This is a genomic window from uncultured Cellulomonas sp., assembly GCF_963527515.1.
In the GTDB taxonomy this organism is placed as follows: Bacteria; Actinomycetota; Actinomycetes; order Actinomycetales; family Cellulomonadaceae; genus Cellulomonas.
Map to the genome: position 1 here is coordinate 1 of NZ_CAURTV010000089.1, position 14827 is coordinate 14827.

Below are 14827 nucleotides of genomic sequence, written 5' to 3' on the forward strand. Positions count from 1 at the left end.
GTCCAGGCCCAGGCGCTCCCCGCGCCGCCGACCAGCAGGGCGGCGGTGACGGCGGCGACGATGCTGCGCGACGGTCGGCGGATGGCCAGGGCTCCAGGGCGTGCGGGTCCGGTGCGATCGCCTGCCAGGCTAGCCGCCGACCGGCCGGACGCCACCGTTCCGCCGCAGGGTGGACCGCGCCGCCATCCGGTGGAACCGCCGTCGGACCGCTCAAGAACCCGCGCTCCGGGACCGATCCCGACCCCATGACTGAGGTGCGTCCGGCGCTGTCCCACCCCGCGTCCGGCGCTCACGCCACCGTCCCGGGCGTCCGTCCCCTGACCGCGGGCGAGGCCGGTCACCTCGACCGCGCACGCGCCCACCTGCGGGCCAGCGGCGCCGACCTCTCCGATACCGCGGCCGTCGGCGTGCTGCTGCACTCGGCACGGACCCGGTGGGCCGCCACGCCCGGCACTCCCGTCCCGGCGGCGATGGTGATGGCGCTGGGCGTCGGCGTCGGCGATCTGGTCGTGTCCCGCGTCCCGGGTGCCCGGTGGGCCCTGCGGACGGCCGGCGAGGCGCCCACCCCCGCGGTCGTCTCCGCGTCCGGCGACGACGCCGCCCTCCCGCTGGCGGACGTCGCCGGCCGCTGGCGGACCGGCTGCACCCCGCAGTGGGTGGCCGAGTACGTCACCGCGGCGTCGGCCCACCTGTCCTCCGGCCTCCCTGACGTGCCGAGCCCGCGGTCGCGCGGGACGGAGTCGGTGACGACCCCGAGCCGCGCCACCTACCGCACCCCGGCGGACCTGCCGCACCCGCCGTCCCCCGCCGTCCAGGACATCGCGCTCGGCGTGCTCGACCAGGCGCTCGAGGTGGCGCTCGCCCCCGGCGGACCCGTCACGCCGTTCGCCGTGGTCGACGGCAGCCCGGTGCAGGGGCACGACCCCCGCCGCTTCGGGGGCGACTCCGCGCAGGCGCTGCAGGCCGCACGCGCCTGGGTGCGGACCACCGGCGCCACCCGGGCGGCGGTCGCCTGGTTCGGTCGGCTCCCGGGTGACGACGCCGACCCGGCCTCCGTCGGCCGGCGCGCCGTGCTCGTCGAGGCTTCCGACGTCGGAGCGCCCAGCCTGGTCGTCGCGCACCGCTACTCGGCCCCGACCTCGGAGGGGACCGGCCGGTCACGGCCGGCGCGGCCGCTCGGTCAGCCCCTGGTCCTCGGTCAGGGCGCACCGCTCCTCTGACCCCGCGGGAACGCGCGGGACGCCGGGGTCGTTGAACAAGGTCCGCCGACCCAAGAAGGAGCCCATGGGCGTCCCCGTCACCACCGTCGACCCGCAGCTGCCCACCGTCACCGCACCCCCGTCGCCCGCGGCCGTCTCGTTCGACGCCACCGCCGACGTGCGCTCCGAGCTCGAGCGCCAGATCGCCGCGTACGTCGAGCTCGGCATCCCCGCGCTCCTCGGCGAGGAACCCGCCACGTTCCGCGAGCGGCTGCTCCCCCTGGCCGAGGTGGCGACCACGCCCACCGCCCCGGTCGCCGTCGAGGGCGACGGCGTGCCGTTCGTGCTCGTCCTGCCGGGTCTCGACGTCAACGACGTGGTGCCCGCCATGCGTCGGGGCGCGCGGAACGGCGTCAGCGTGATCGACCGCGACGAGGCGCCGACGTACCAGCCGATCGAGGGCGTGCAGGTGCCGGGCGAGCCCTACCTGCTGCGGGGCGTCGACACCGGGTCGGAGCTCTGCGACGTGCGGCCCGAGGACGCGCTCGTCACGATCCTCGGGCGCGGTCGCACCCCGCTGACCCTCGACGAGGGTGTCGCGCTGGTCGTCGTCCGGCCCGACATGCTGCGCCCGAACAAGTGCTTCTCGCTGCTGGCGTCCCGCACGGGCACCAACCAGCGGGTGCCGGCGGTGTGGATCAGCGAGCGCCGCGCGAAGCTGGGCTGGTGCTGGGACCGCAACCCGCACACCTGGCTCGGCGCCGCGTCGGCCGCGGACCGCGCGGTCCACGCGGACGACTGACTACCCTGCCGTCATGCGCTTCCGGAGCACGGTCCAGCTGAGCGGGAAGTCGGCGACGGGCATCCCGGTGCCCGCGGAGGCGGTGGCGGCGATGGACCGCGGCGCGCGGTTCCCGGTCGTCGTGACCCTCAACGGCCACTCGTACCGGAGCACGGTGACCCCGTACCGCGGCCAGACCATGCTGCCGCTGAGCGCCGAGAACCGGCTGGCCGCCGGCGTCGAGGCCGGCCAGGAGGTCGACGTCGACATCGAGCCCGACGACGCGCCGCGCACCGTGGTGGTCCCCGACGACCTCGCCGCGGCGCTGGCCGGTCCCGCACGGGAGGCGTTCGACGCCCTGTCGTTCAGCCGGCAGCGCGCGATCGTGGAACCGGTCGAGGCCGCGAAGACCCCGGAGACCCGGCAGCGCCGGATCGCGAAGGCGGCCGAGGAGCTGGCCGCCGGCTGACCCTCACGTCTGCGGGCGCACCGGGTACCAGCGCGAGCCGAACCGCCGCGTCACGCTGCGGCCGCTGATGTCCGCCAGCTCGTCGAGGCGCGCGAGGACGGCCCAGCCGACGCGCCGCGCGGTCTGGTCGTCGTCGGCCTGGAACCGCACCGTCACGCGGGCCTGCCCGCGCACGACCGCGACGTCGTGCGCCTCGACGGTGGTCATCGCCTCGGCGACCGCGACAGCCTGTGGAAGCACGTCGGGCGCGGCGACCCCCGGCTGCAGCAGGCCGATGGCGGCGGTCACGCGGTAGGACGGCACGTCGTCAGCTGGTGACGCCCGCGGCGTCCCAGTCCGCGCTGTCGATGGTGCAGGCGCCGACGACCTCGCCGTCCACCACGAGCCGGGTCTGCGCGGTCCAGCTGCGCCCGGCGTTCTCGAGGTCCTCCGCGTAGATGTCCGTCGTGCCGAGCACGGCCTCGCCCGCCCCGGTGCCGTCCTGCGTCTGCAGGATCACTGACCCGTCGGCGCGGCGGATCTCGGTCTCGAGCTGCGCGTGCCCCTGCTGCGCGTCAGCGGACAGCCAGGTCCAGCTGACGCGCAGCGCCTTGTCCACGTTCTCGTCGGTCGTCCGGCTGATCCACAGGCGCCGGTCGACCATCGTCCCGCCGGCCCGCGAGGCGGTCGCGACGGCTGCGGGCTCCGGGACTGTGCCGTCCTCGGTGCACGGCACCGGCACCTCCCACGAGCCGCCCCACGAGCTGGTGGTCAGGGAGAACCCCGCGCCGAGCGCGCAGACGACGAGTGCCGCGACGGTGACTGCGGTCGAGCCGCCGGCGGTCGGCTGGTGCCGGAACCGCGCGAACCACGGGTGCGCCGCCGGCTCACGGGTCTGGATCACCAGCGTGCCGAGGATCGAGTCGGCGAACGTCTGCCCCCGCTCGTTCCACAGCGGTCGCAGGTAGCCGATGACGAGGATCGCGTCGAGCAGGTGCGCCACGACGCGCAGCCCGGAGGCGACCAGGCCTGCCGGCGTCCCGTCAGAGGCGCGGACCACCGCGACCCCGGCCAGGCGCTTGCCGGGCGTGGCACCGGTCCATCCCTGCAGCGCGAGCATCGCGACCACGACCGCGACGAGCCACCCGCTGGTGAACCAGGGCACCGAGGCGGTGGTGTCCCCGAAGGTGGGCTGCAGCGACGGAGCCGTCCCCTCCGCGCCGAGCACGAGCCACGTCGCACCGGACAGGACCGCCCCGTCCAGCAGGGCGGCGACCACGCGCCGCGACCAGGGGGCGATCAGGGGGGCGTCGGCCCGCGTCGCGAGGTCCGCGGACGGCGCCACCAGGTCGGTCACCCGCACATCGTGACAGGTCGGTGCGGTGTGCGGAGGCGAACGTGCCCGCTCCGGGGCAACCGCCGCCCTCCGCCACCACATTCGGGTACATTCCGGGACGACCGCCAACGGCTCACCGCTGGCCGCAACCGGGGGGAGGGTGACCGTGCGCCGCTCGCTCGTCATCGTGCTCGCAGCCGTGCTGCCGGTCGCCGCCCTCGTCGGCTGCACCCCGTCGGACCCCGCCCCGTCCCCCACGGCCACCTCGGCTGCCCCGACGGCGACGCCCACCCCGACCCTCGACGCGGAGGAGCTGGCCGAGCAGCAGAACATCGCGGACGCCACCGCGGCCCTGCACGAGTTCAACGACCTCGACAACGCGGCCGCGCAGGCGGGGTACGGGGACTGGACGTCGCTCGGCGGTCACCTCTCGGGGGACTTCCTGCCCGCGATGATCGCGGCGTACGAGGACTACGGCAGGTCCGGGTGGCGCACCACGGGGCCGGTGGAGCTGGTCGGCACCGAGGTCGCGGAGTACCGTCCTGATCCCGTGGGCACCGGGACCGAGGTCGTGCTCCTGGACACCTGCATCGACATCTCGCAGGCCGACCTCGTCGACGCCGCCGGGACGTCCGTGGTCGCACCCCCCGAGCACGACCGGTACCTGGTCACGTACACGATGTTCCACCAGGACGACGGGCGCTGGACCGTGCACGCCGCCGAGCCGCACACCGACCAGCCATGCTGAGCCGCGTCGCCGCAGCCGTCGTGCTGGCCCTCGCGCTGCTGTTCTCGGTCGCGGGTCCGGCGGAGGCGGCCGCCGTCCCGTGCGTGAAGGTCAACCCGAAGACGGGCGAGTGCATCATCAGCGCCACCGACCCCGGCGGTCCGCCCGCGGACGACCCCGGCCCCGGCACACCCGGCGGCGGAAGCACCGGCCCGCGGGTGTGCGAGGACTACAACGGCCCCGTCGAGTGCGAGACCGAGATCGGGTCGTGGAACAACACGCGCGGCTGCTACATGGAGCTCGCCGACCCGCAGCCCCCGCTCGGGGACGCCGCGTGGGAGGGGAACACGGACGGCGTCATCTACCGCTGCATGATCCCGATCCCGTACTCCCCCTCCTGGTGGACGACGTACGTGTGGCTGGCGACCGCCGAGCCGGGACCGGACCCCCGGGAGGTCGCCGAGGACGCGCTCGCGCTGATGCAGCTCCGCGCCGGGCAGATCGCCACCAACCCCCCGAGCCCGGACGGCCTGTCGGTGGTGGGGCTGCAGACCTGGCTGTGGATCGCGGACCCCGACGAGCACACGGTCGGTCCGATCACCCGCAGCGCCACCGCCGGAGCCGTGACGGTGACGGCGACCGCGCGCCTGGACAAGGTGGTGTGGGACATGGGCGACGGCCGCTCCACCACGTGCACCGGCCCCGGGACCCCCTGGTCGCCCACCGCCGGCACGCACGACTCGCCGACCTGCGGACACACCTACCGCGCGAGCTCGGCCCGGCAGCCGGACCAGCGGTACACGATGACGGCGACGTCGTACTGGACCATCGACTGGGCCGGCGGCGGGGAGACGGGAACGATCCAGATGGACTTCGCCAGCGACGCCCAGCTGCGCGTCGCCGAGGTCCAGGCGCTGGTGACCACGGGCGACTGAGCCGGCCGGTCAGGCCAGCGCGTCCACCAGCGCGCGGCAGTCCGCGAGCGCGTCGCGGGCTCCCACCAGCCGGCACACCCCGGTCGTGTTGAGCACGACCTCGTCGACCCCGGCGTCCCGGTACCGCGCGACTCCCGCGGCGACGTCCTCGACGTCGCCGTGCAGCAGGACGCCCGACTCGACCACGCGGCGGGCGGTCAGCGGCAGGTCGGACGGGTCGTGCGCGACGCCCGCGCGACGCAGCATGTCCGCGTAGTGGGCGGCTTGCAGGTGCGGACCGTTGCCGGCGAGCAGGACGTCCACCGGGCCGTGCGAGTCGCGCCCGAGCGCCACGGGGACGATCGCCACCACCCGGGGGGCCGGTCGGCCGGCCGCGGCCGCACCCTCCGTCAGGGCGGGCACCAGCACGTCGCGCAGGTAGTCGGGCGGCGTGAGCCAGGTGATCGCCACGTCGGCCACCTCGCCGGCCAGCCGCGCCATCCCCGCGCGGAGCACCCCGAGGCCCACCTCGACGGGCGGCGCGGGGACCTCGACCATCTGGGCGTCGCACGTGAAGTACTCGCCGGCCCGCTCGACGTGCTCGCCGGCGAGCAGGCCGCGCACGATCTCGACGTACTCGCGGCACGCCGTGAGAGGGCTGCGATAGGGCTCCCCCCGCAGCGCCGCCTGCGTCTGCGGCGCCGCGGGACCGAACCCGGCGACGACCGGCTGCCCCGTGGCCAGCGCCAGCGACCGCACCTGGTGGGCCGCGTCGAGCGGGTGCCGGAACGGCAGCAGGCCCACCCCCAGCCCGGTCGGGACGCGGAACCCCGCACCGGCCGCGGCGGCGAACCCGTGCAGGGCGTCCACCACCATCGAGTGCCCCTGCCACAGTCGCTGCGCCGGGCCGTTCTCCACGAGGGCGGCGAACGGCACCACCTGCTCGACCTTGCGCGGCACGAACGGCAGCTGGACGGACGTGGTCATCGGCGCGCCTCCCGAGTGGTGCGTTCTGCACTCCTGAGCCGTGCGGTACACGGCTGACACGCCGTGAGCGACGCGCGACCCTGGGAGGGCCGCGCTCGAAGCGCGCACACCGTGACGAAGGGGACACCGTGGACCTGCGGCTGCTGCGCTCGTTCGTCGCGATCGCCGACGTCGGGTCGATCACGCGGGCCGCCCACCAGGTGGGCTACACGCAGCCGGCCGTGAGCCAGCACCTCGCCGCCCTGGAGCGGCACGTCGGGGAGGTGCTCTTCGAGCGGACGCCGGGCGGGATGCGGCTGACCTCGTCGGGGCGCCGCATCTACCGGTACGCCTGCGGGATCGTCGCGCTGGCCGACGCCATGGCCGCCTCGTCCCCCAGCGGCGCGCACCCCGACCGCCCGACGGCGCGCTGACCCGCCGGCCGGGCTCACCGCCGGGTCACGCGATGGAGCGGCGGGTGGTGCGCAGGACGCCGACGCCCACCAGCAGCGCCGCGTAGCCCAGCAGCACGAGGGCACCCGCGCCCGGGGAGAGCAGGGGCAGCGACGACGCCGCGCTGAACAGGGTGTCCACCGACGTCGCGTCGCTGGCCGCCCCGGGGAGCAGCCGCGCCAGGTCGGCCGTCCCGGAGACCGAGGTGAGCAGCAGGCGCAGGAAGGGCTCGACGAACTGGGTGGCCGCGATGATGACCACGACGGCCACCACCTGGTTGCGGACGATCGCGCCGACACCGAAGCCCAGCAGCCCCCACAGCGAGGTGGCGACGATCCCGCCGAGCAGCGACCGCCACACGACCGGGTCGGTCGCGAACGTCTGGTGACCGGTGGCCGCGAGCACGGCGGACCCGGTGCCGACGCAGACCAGGGTGCCTACGACGCCGAACACGAGCCCCACCACGAGGCTGAGCAGCGCCTTCGCGGTGACCACCATCCACCGCCGCGGCCGGGCCAGGAACGACGCGGTGATCGTCTGGTAGCGGTACTCGCTGGTCAGGGAGAGCGCGCCGAGCAGCAGCGGGAACACGAAGCCGAAGGCCGGCGTGAGGTTGTAGACGAGCGCCACCGACTCGGGGTCGGCGAGCGCGAGGTTGCCCGCCTGCTGCGCGGCGTCCGTCGTGGCCAGCAGCGACAGCCCGGCGACGGCGGCCGCGAGGAGCACGGCCATGACCACCAGGAGGATCCACCACAGGCGGGTGGTGAGGAGCTTGCGCACCTCCATCTGCAGCGCGATCGCCATCAGGCCCTCCCCCCACCGACGCCGGCACCGCCGTCGGTCACGAGCTGCAGGAACACGGACTCCAGCGAGTGCTCCTTGGGCCGCAGGTCGGTGACCACGACCGAGGCACCGTGCGCGATCGCGCCCACGCGGGCGGCGTCGGCACCGCGCACGACGAGCTGGTCGGGCCGGTCGGGCTGCCGGTGCGCGTCGAGCCCGGCGCCCAGGAGCGCGACGAGCAGCGCGTCCGGGTCCGGCGTGCGGACCAGCGTCGCCCCCGGACCCTGCGGACCGAGCTCGTGCAGCTCCCCGGCGAACACGACCCGCCCGCGGGAGATGAGGAGCACGTCGTCCACCGTCTGCTCGACCTCGCTCAGCACGTGGCTCGAGACGAGCACCGTCCGGCCGGAGCCGGCGAAGACCCGCAGGAACGTGCGCAGCCACGCCATGCCCTCGGGGTCGAGGCCGTTGGCGGGCTCGTCCAGCACGAGCATCTGCGGGTCGCCCAGCAGGGCGGCGGCGAGCGAGAGCCGCTGCTTCATGCCGAGCGAGAAGCCGCCGACGCGCCGGTCGGCGGCGTCCGTGAGCCCGACGGTCTCCAGCACCTCGCCCACCCGTGCGGCGCCGACGCGTGCGGCCGGCGCGAGGACCGACAGGTGCGCCCGGGCGGTGCGGCCCGGGTGGAACCCCGTCGCCTCGAGCGCCGCCCCGACCACCGTCAACGGGTCCGCGATCTCGTGGTACGCCCGGCCGCCGATCAGCGCGCGGCCGGCCGTGGGCTCCACGAGCCCGAGCAGCATGCGCAGCACCGTCGTCTTGCCGGCGCCGTTGGGCCCGAGGAATCCGGTGACGCGACCCGGACGGATCGTGGCGCTCACGCGGTCGACCGCGAGCACGTCGCCGTACCTGCGCGTCAGCCCCTCCAGGACGATCGACTGATCCATGGCGACGAGGCTAGAGCCTGTCCCGTGCGGCTCGACGCGTTCCTCGTGATTCGTGCGAAACGCACGAGACGCCACGCTCACCCGTCGGCCCGCTCCACCGGCTCGTCGCGGCGTCGGCTCCGCGAGCGGCCGAGGTCGACGAGCAGCCCGACGGCGATGCCCACCGGGATGGTCACCTGCGGCGACGACGTCGGTGCGGACGCGATGACGCCGACCAGGCACCCCCACAGCGTGGCGGGGTAGGCGAAGCCGCTCTGCTTGTCCATGTCCGTGCTCTCCTCATCAGTCGGTCGTGCGTGGCTGCTAGGCGCCGGCGGGGACAGCCTCGCCGGTGCGACGGGGTTCGGTCGAGGGCTGGGGTGCCGTCGGCACGTGCGCGACGGGCATCCCGGGGACGGCTTCGATCTGCGTGCGGAAGAGCTCGTAGTAGTGCCCCCGCCGCGCCACGAGCTCGTGGTGGGTGCCGCGTTCCACGATCCGGCCACGATCCATCACGAGCACCTGGTCCGCATCCACGACGGTGGACATGCGGTGCGCGATGACCACGCGCGTCCCGGCCAGCCCGCTGAGGTACGCCGAGATCCGGGACTCGTTGAGCACGTCCAGCGAGCTGGTCGCCTCGTCGAGCACGAGCACCCGCGGGCGCTTGACGATGGCCCGCGCGAGCGCGACCCGCTGGCGCTGCCCGCCCGACAGGTTGAGGCCCATCTCCGCCACGAGGGTGTCCGCGCCCATCGGCATCGCCTCGACGTCGCGCGCCAGCTGGGAGCCCTGCAGGGCCTCGGCGAAGCGCTCGTCGTCCACGTCGTCGACCCCGAGCGTGACGTTCTGCCGGATCGTCGCGTTCTGGAGCGTGATCTCCTGCGGCACCAGGCCGATCTGCCGGTAGAAGGCACGGCGCTCGTACTCCTGCACGGGCCGGCCGTCGAAGCGGACCACCCCGGACGTGGGGCTGTGCAGCCCGACGAGCAGGCGCCCGAGCGTGCTCTTGCCCGACCCCGACGCCCCGACGACGGCCACCTTCTCCCCCGGCGCGCACTCGAAGCTCACGTCGTGGAGCACCAGCGCGGTGCTGCCGCCGTACGCGAACGACACGTTCTCGACGCTGATCCGCCCGCGCAGCTCCGCGACCACGTCGCCGGAGATCGGGTCGTGCGGTTCCACGTGCACGATGTCCGAGAGCCGGTCGAGGTAGGAGTTGGCCAGCAGGAACTGGGTGTAGGACGCGAACATCGTGGACGCCAGCCCGAAGAACGTGAGCGCGAGCGACTGCACGGCCACGGCCGCACCGATCGACATCCGGCCCGCGTCCACCATCCCGAGCGCCAGGACGAGGATCACGACCGGTCCGGCGGTCTGCACGACGGTGACCGCGGCATCCACCGACCCCTGCACCAGCGTGCGCGCCCGCATCATCTGCAGGCTGCGGCGGAACGTGGTGCGCCACCGCCCGAAGAACTCCTCCTCGACGCCCGCGACCTTCACCGACGCGATGGAGACGACCGCCTCCAGCTGGAGCGACTGCGACCGGCTCGCCTCCGTCATCTCCCGGTCGAGCGCGTCCGACACGCGCCGCCGGGACACCACGAGGAGCAGGCAGATGACCGCGAAGAACCCGAGGGCGACCAGCGCGATGGACGCCGACTTGGCCCACATCACGGCGAACACCGTCACGAGGATGCCCGCGTCGAGCAGGCCCGAGACGATCTGCGTCGACAGCAGGTCGCGGATGGCGTTGACGCTGGCCAGCCGGAACATGAGCTCGCCGGGCGCCCGGGCGCCGAAGTAGCTGTACGGCAGCCGGAGCAGGTGCCGGAAGGTGCGTTCCATGAGGTCGCGCCCGACCACCAGCACGAGCGCCACCAGCCGCACCACCTTGACCAGCAGCAGGGCGAGGTACCCGAGCAGCAGGCCGCCGGCGAGCGCGACGGACGCCGCACCGACCGGGACCCCGGCACCGCCGACCTGCCGGTCGACGAGCCACTGGGTCAGCAGCGGGAGGGCCAGCGTGACGCCGTACACCAGCAGCGAGAGGAGCCCGATCACCAGCAGCGAGGTCCGCGAGCGCAGCACGGGAGCCAGGAAGTCGCGCCACGGCGATCTCTGGGCGTGCTGCTGCGGCTCGAACGCCTCGGTGGGCACGGCGGTCAGCACGGCACCCGAGTAGGACTCCCGGAACTCGTCGAGGCTCAACCGCGTGCGGCCCGTGGCCGGGTCGACGACGACCGCGGCCTGGTCGGTGAGCCGCTCGAGCACGACGAAGTGCCGCTTCTCCCAGTGCACGACGGCCGGCAGCGGGAGGGTGCGCAGCCCGGCCAGGTCGGCGCGGTAGAGCGCGACCTGCATCCCCCGGCTGGACAGCACCGCCCGCATCCGGTCCAGCGACAGGCCGTCGCGGCCGACCTCGAACGCCGCCCGCAGGTGCCACATCGGCTCCGCGCTGCCGTGGTGCTGCAGCAGCATGGCGCAGCAGCACAGGCCGCACTCCGTGGCCGTGAGCTGCAGGCAGGGCCGGAGCCGCCGACGCCGCAGGCCGATCACCGCGGGCCCCCCGCCCCGAACCCGAGCGGGCTGCGCTCCGACCCGTCGACGAGCAGCAGCAGGGCGTCGCCCAGCCCGCTGAGGCCGAGCATGTACGTGGGCAGCCCCGCGCTCCATGCCAGCCCGCCGCTGTGGCCCACGCGCCGGACGTGGGCCAGCCCCCGCTCGGCGACGTCGTGCGCCCACGACCGCAGCCGGGCCTCGCCGGTGAGCCGTTCGAGCTCCAGGAGGGCGACCACCTGCCCGGCGAACCCGTGGCACAGGCTCACGTCCGCCGTCACGGGGGTGCGTCCCGGCGACAGCAGCTCCAGGTGCGCGGACAGCAGCGTCGCCGTGGCGGACCCGCTGTGGCCGAGCTCCCGGGCGGTCGCGGCCGCGGCGAGCAGCGTCCCGGGAAGGCCCTTGCACCACGACCAGCCCGCCTTCGGGTCCTGCGGGAGCCCGGCGGCGACGGCCAGCTGTCGGGAGAGCAGCGCCTCCGCGCGGTCGAGCGCCTCCTGGTCCCCCACCCGGCGCCCCAGGGCCGCGAGCGCCCAGGCGAACCCTGGTGCGCCGTGCGCGAGCTCGCCGTCCGGCCACTGCGGCGAACCGGCGGCGAGGAGCCGCGCCAGCACGGCGGCCTCCACCTCCTGGGGTGGCCCGTCCCGTCCGACCAGGTCCGGCAGCACCAGGGCGAGGCCGACCAGGCCGCCGACGAGGTCCAGCGGCTCGGTCTCGTCCGGCCGCAGGGCGGCGAGCGCCGCGTCGAGGTCGGCCCGCGAGCCGACGCCCTCGGCCGGCCAGGCGTCGAGGCCGGCCAGCTGCGCCATGAGGTACCGGTGCGACGCCAGGCCGGTGAACACCGACGACCGGGCGCCCTCGGGGTAACCCGGCGACCCGAGGCCGTCGAACGCCCGGACCGCGCCGGCGGCCGTCCGCGTCAGGTCCTCCCGGCCGGTCAGCCGTCCGAGCCGGTCGAGGAACAGCGGCATCCCGCCGCCCTCGTACAGGGTGAGGTTGTTGCGGCTCAGGGCCAGCCGGTCGTCGGCGCCGACCAGCGGGGTCAGCCACGTGCAGGCCCGCCCGGCCTCGTCCCAGACCGCCAGCTCCGCCAGGTGCGTGCCGAGCGCGGTGGCCACCTCGAGCGGACCGCCGTCGAACAGGGGGCTCAGGTAGTCGGTACCGACGTTCTCCTCCGTCCACGGGTCCCGGGACGACGTCATCAGCGACGACTGGATCACGTGCTCGTGCATGGTCGTCGACGTGCGCAGCACCGACTCCACGGTGCCGGCGACGCGGTCGGCCAGCGTCGGCCCGGGAGTCGTCGCCGGGTCACGGCCGGGCCACACGAGGTCGGCCGACCCGAGGAGCGTCACGAAGTAGGGGACGTCGCCGTCGTCGAGCGCGGCGACCTCCGCCGGCAGCACGTCGGTCGAGCCGGCGATCGGACCCAGGCGCTCGAACAGCGTGCGCCGGGCGTCCTCGTCGGCCAGGTAGGTGGGGTGCGTCGCGGCCTCGAGGAACCGGACGTACAGGGCCGTCGGCCGCAGCACCTGCCGGACCGGCACGGCCGCGTGCCGGTCAGCCGTGAGCAGGTCGACGACCTCCGCGCGCCGCTCACGGAGGGCGTCGAGACCGGCCCGGAACCCTGCCCGCAGAGCGTCGTGGTGGGCGCGGGCGTCGATCGGCGCGCCGTCCAGCGAGACCACGTTGTCCTCGTGGTGGAACGCGTACGGCGCGCGCTCGAACCGCATGGCGTCCGTGCCGGCGTCGACGATCCGGTGCCCGCTCCACACCGCGGAGGTCTGCTCGTCGGCGAACCCGATGCCGGCCACGTTGATGTCGAAGACGCCGCCCAGCATCCGGGCGGGGAGCAGCTGCGTGGTCAGGGGGCCGGCCGACAGGACGTCCCGGAACGCCTGGTCCACGCCGCTGAGCGGGACCCGGGCCGCGCGGGGCACCTGCACGAGGGTCTCGAGGTCGATCAGCACGGGGTGCGCCCCGCACGCCAGCACGTTCTCGTGGTGGAGGTCCCCCGACCCGAGGCAGCTGAACACGGCCATGGCCACCCCCATCCGCCGGAAGTACGCCTCGACGTCGTCGGGCGCGGTGCACGGGGCGATCCGCACCCGCTCCTGCCACCCGTACGCGCCGCGGTCCACGGTCTGCGGGAGGCGCAGCACCTCCTCGCCCAGCGACGGTCGGAGCAGGGCGGCCAGCTCGCCGACCACCCGCTCGGGACCGAGGGGACGCGGCTTGTAGACCAGCTCGGCGCCTGCCGTCGTGACGAACGCGACACGGCGGCCGCCGTTGTGCGAGTCGCCGGTCGAGGCGCGCACGTCCAGCAGCTCGTCGGCCCCCGGGCCGAACCGCTCCACCAGCAGCGCCGCGTCGGCCGCGTGCCGGTCCACCAGCTCGGCCGTCGTGGTCACCGCACGGTCCACCAGCGTGCGGCACAGCCGCGCGAGCACGGGATAGCGCGCCAGCAGCTCCGCCCGACCGGCGTCGGTCCGCAGGCGCGCGTGCACCGCGTCGTAGCGCGCCCTCGAGCCGTCGGAGACCACCTCGCCCCGCGCCCCGTCGTGCAGCTCGAACACCAGGGTGCGCGAGCAGACCTGCACCAGCTCCTCCAGGAGCCGTCGACGCGCACCGTCGACCAGCCCCTCGCGGCCGGGACCCCACCGGTCGGTCAGCCGTCGGCCGAGCTCGTCGACCAGTGGTGCGTAGAAGCCCTCGAAGTGGCCGCCCGAGCCGGGGGACCTGGTCAGCTCGGCGTCGTCTCGGACGTCCTCGGCGATCGGCACGGGGCCTCCTTCGGTACGGGATCACCGCGTGGGGACGGGAGCGACCCGTCCCCACGCGGCCGGGATCACTAGCGGCAGGACTTGGTGCAGGCGCCCGTCGGGCAGAAGTCCGGCAGGGCGGCGGACAGCGCGATCGACGCGCTGACGACCGTGAGCCACGGGAAGCCGCCGGACTCGGTGCCGTCGACCAGCTCGGTCAGCTCGTCCTCCCCGATGAATCCCGACGTGGACATGAGTTCTGCAGACATCGATCTGTTCCTCTCGGTGTGCGGGTGTGCGGACCTCGCGGGGCCGTGCCTGTCAGTCGAGCCACAGGAAGGCAGGGACGACCTCGGGAGCGTGGGAGCGCAGGAGCGCGTGACCGGCGCCGGCAGCGCCGAGGAAGATGCTGTCGACCAGCGCGAACCGGCTGCGCGGGGCCGAGCGGAACGTGGCCAGCTGCTGGTCCACCAGCTGCGCGGCGGTGGCCTCGACCCGTGCGCCCAGCACCGAGTCGTCCAGGACCTGCGCGGCCAGGCGCAGCACGTCGAGCGAGCCCAGGTCGCCGTGGCAGGCCGTGATGTCGTTGCCGAAGCCGTTCCGCTCGACGTCGTCGAGCAGGTGGTCGACCTCCTCCTGGGAGTCGGCGTCCGCCGGGTGCCCCGCGCGCAGGGCCAGGAGACGGCCGAGCAGGATGCCGGCGGACCCGTTGCACCAGCCCGACGCGGTCCGGTCGCGACGCGAGCTGACGAACCACCGACCGCTCGCCGGGTCCCGCAGCTCGCGCTCGCTGCGGAGGAGGTCGTCGGCGTCCGCCGAGGCGGCGGCGTCGCCACCGGTCGAGGCCAGCTGCCGCAGGGAGGCGTGCATGGCCGCGACGCCGTGCGCGAACCCGCTGTACACCTCGCCCTGCCCCGTCCACACCGGGTGCCGGGCGCGCAGGTGCGCGTGCGCCGCGCGCGCGGTCCGCAGG

The 14827-nt window shown here is 74.9% G+C and carries 16 protein-coding genes; 6 read left to right on the forward strand and 10 right to left on the reverse strand.

Annotated features, from left to right (window positions below; genetic code table 11):
* Positions 1 to 245: 245 nt before the first annotated feature.
* From RYN42_RS16035 to RYN42_RS16045, 3 genes are all read left to right on the forward strand, one after another.
* Complete coding sequence (locus RYN42_RS16035) at positions 246 to 1220, forward strand: hypothetical protein (RefSeq protein ID WP_315097810.1); 975 nt, start codon at positions 246 to 248, stop codon at positions 1218 to 1220.
* Positions 1221 to 1284: 64 nt separating this feature from the next.
* Positions 1285 to 2001: a DUF5701 family protein gene (locus RYN42_RS16040; RefSeq protein WP_315097811.1), complete on the forward strand. Its 717-nt coding sequence runs from the start codon at positions 1285 to 1287 to the stop codon at positions 1999 to 2001.
* A gap of 13 nt (positions 2002 to 2014) precedes the next feature.
* Positions 2015 to 2449, forward strand: coding sequence for a YdeI/OmpD-associated family protein (locus RYN42_RS16045; protein ID WP_315097812.1), 435 nt, complete (start codon positions 2015 to 2017; stop codon positions 2447 to 2449).
* 3 nt (positions 2450 to 2452) lie between these two features.
* On the opposite strand, the gene RYN42_RS16050 is transcribed toward RYN42_RS16045, so the two are convergent.
* The gene (locus tag RYN42_RS16050; protein ID WP_315097813.1) at positions 2453 to 2752 is read right to left on the reverse strand and encodes a hypothetical protein; all 300 of its coding nucleotides are present in this window, start codon (positions 2750 to 2752) and stop codon (positions 2453 to 2455) included.
* A gap of 4 nt (positions 2753 to 2756) precedes the next feature.
* Positions 2757 to 3785, reverse strand: coding sequence for an RDD family protein (locus RYN42_RS16055; protein ID WP_315097814.1), 1029 nt, complete (start codon positions 3783 to 3785; stop codon positions 2757 to 2759).
* A 145-nt stretch (positions 3786 to 3930) separates the two neighbouring features.
* On the opposite strand from RYN42_RS16055, the gene RYN42_RS16060 reads away from it, so the two are divergent.
* On the forward strand, positions 3931 to 4512 hold the full coding sequence (locus RYN42_RS16060) for a hypothetical protein (RefSeq protein ID WP_315097815.1): 582 nt from the start codon (positions 3931 to 3933) through the stop codon (positions 4510 to 4512).
* Positions 4506 to 5426 carry a hypothetical protein gene (locus RYN42_RS16065; RefSeq protein WP_315097816.1) on the forward strand — a complete coding sequence of 307 codons (921 nt, stop codon included), beginning with the start codon at positions 4506 to 4508 and terminating at the stop codon, positions 5424 to 5426. Before RYN42_RS16060 ends, RYN42_RS16065 begins: the two co-directional genes overlap by 7 nt.
* A gap of 9 nt (positions 5427 to 5435) precedes the next feature.
* On the opposite strand, the gene RYN42_RS16070 is transcribed toward RYN42_RS16065, so the two are convergent.
* On the reverse strand, positions 5436 to 6392 hold the full coding sequence (locus RYN42_RS16070) for an LLM class flavin-dependent oxidoreductase (RefSeq protein WP_315097817.1): 957 nt from the start codon (positions 6390 to 6392) through the stop codon (positions 5436 to 5438).
* Between the two features lie 128 nt (positions 6393 to 6520).
* Here RYN42_RS16070 and RYN42_RS16075 point away from each other — a divergent pair, with 128 nt between their 5' ends.
* Entirely contained in the window at positions 6521 to 6805 is a 285-nt protein-coding gene (locus RYN42_RS16075) for a LysR family transcriptional regulator (RefSeq protein WP_315097818.1), read from the forward strand.
* Positions 6806 to 6830: 25 nt separating this feature from the next.
* On the opposite strand, the gene RYN42_RS16080 is transcribed toward RYN42_RS16075, so the two are convergent.
* From RYN42_RS16080 to RYN42_RS16110, 7 genes are all read right to left on the reverse strand, one after another.
* Positions 6831 to 7628: an ABC transporter permease subunit gene (locus tag RYN42_RS16080; RefSeq protein WP_315097819.1), complete on the reverse strand. Its 798-nt coding sequence runs from the start codon at positions 7626 to 7628 to the stop codon at positions 6831 to 6833.
* Entirely contained in the window at positions 7628 to 8551 is a 924-nt protein-coding gene (locus RYN42_RS16085) for an ATP-binding cassette domain-containing protein (protein ID WP_315097820.1), read from the reverse strand. The genes RYN42_RS16080 and RYN42_RS16085 overlap by 1 nt, the downstream gene beginning before the upstream one ends.
* 77 nt (positions 8552 to 8628) lie before the next feature.
* Positions 8629 to 8817, reverse strand: a complete 189-nt coding sequence (locus RYN42_RS16090; protein ID WP_315097821.1) for a hypothetical protein — start codon at positions 8815 to 8817, stop codon at positions 8629 to 8631.
* Positions 8818 to 8854: 37 nt separating this feature from the next.
* Positions 8855 to 11092 carry a peptidase domain-containing ABC transporter gene (locus RYN42_RS16095; RefSeq protein ID WP_315097822.1) on the reverse strand — a complete coding sequence of 746 codons (2238 nt, stop codon included), beginning with the start codon at positions 11090 to 11092 and terminating at the stop codon, positions 8855 to 8857.
* Positions 11089 to 13875 (reverse strand): type 2 lanthipeptide synthetase LanM family protein, encoded by a 2787-nt coding sequence (locus tag RYN42_RS16100; protein WP_315097823.1) that lies wholly within the window; start codon positions 13873 to 13875, stop codon positions 11089 to 11091. The genes RYN42_RS16095 and RYN42_RS16100 overlap by 4 nt, the downstream gene beginning before the upstream one ends.
* Before the next feature lie 68 nt (positions 13876 to 13943).
* The gene (locus tag RYN42_RS16105; RefSeq protein ID WP_315097824.1) at positions 13944 to 14123 is read right to left on the reverse strand and encodes a class II lanthipeptide, LchA2/BrtA2 family; all 180 of its coding nucleotides are present in this window, start codon (positions 14121 to 14123) and stop codon (positions 13944 to 13946) included.
* Between the two features lie 52 nt (positions 14124 to 14175).
* Positions 14176 to 14827, reverse strand: a 652-nt coding sequence (locus tag RYN42_RS16110) for a lanthionine synthetase LanC family protein (protein ID WP_315097825.1), incomplete at its 5' end; no start/stop codon positions are given.

Coding starts and splice junctions, on each gene's coding strand:
- RYN42_RS16035 (WP_315097810.1), top strand. CDS start 246: ATGACTGAGGTGCGTCCGGCGCTGTCCCACCCCGCGTCCGGCGCTCAC.
- RYN42_RS16040 (WP_315097811.1), top strand. CDS start 1,285: ATGGGCGTCCCCGTCACCACCGTCGACCCGCAGCTGCCCACCGTCACC.
- RYN42_RS16045 (WP_315097812.1), top strand. CDS start 2,015: ATGCGCTTCCGGAGCACGGTCCAGCTGAGCGGGAAGTCGGCGACGGGC.
- RYN42_RS16065 (WP_315097816.1), top strand. CDS start 4,506: ATGCTGAGCCGCGTCGCCGCAGCCGTCGTGCTGGCCCTCGCGCTGCTG.
- RYN42_RS16070 (WP_315097817.1), bottom strand. CDS start 6,392: ATGACCACGTCCGTCCAGCTGCCGTTCGTGCCGCGCAAGGTCGAGCAG.
- RYN42_RS16080 (WP_315097819.1), bottom strand. CDS start 7,628: ATGGCGATCGCGCTGCAGATGGAGGTGCGCAAGCTCCTCACCACCCGC.
- RYN42_RS16085 (WP_315097820.1), bottom strand. CDS start 8,551: ATGGATCAGTCGATCGTCCTGGAGGGGCTGACGCGCAGGTACGGCGAC.
- RYN42_RS16090 (WP_315097821.1), bottom strand. CDS start 8,817: ATGGACAAGCAGAGCGGCTTCGCCTACCCCGCCACGCTGTGGGGGTGC.
- RYN42_RS16105 (WP_315097824.1), bottom strand. CDS start 14,123: ATGTCTGCAGAACTCATGTCCACGTCGGGATTCATCGGGGAGGACGAG.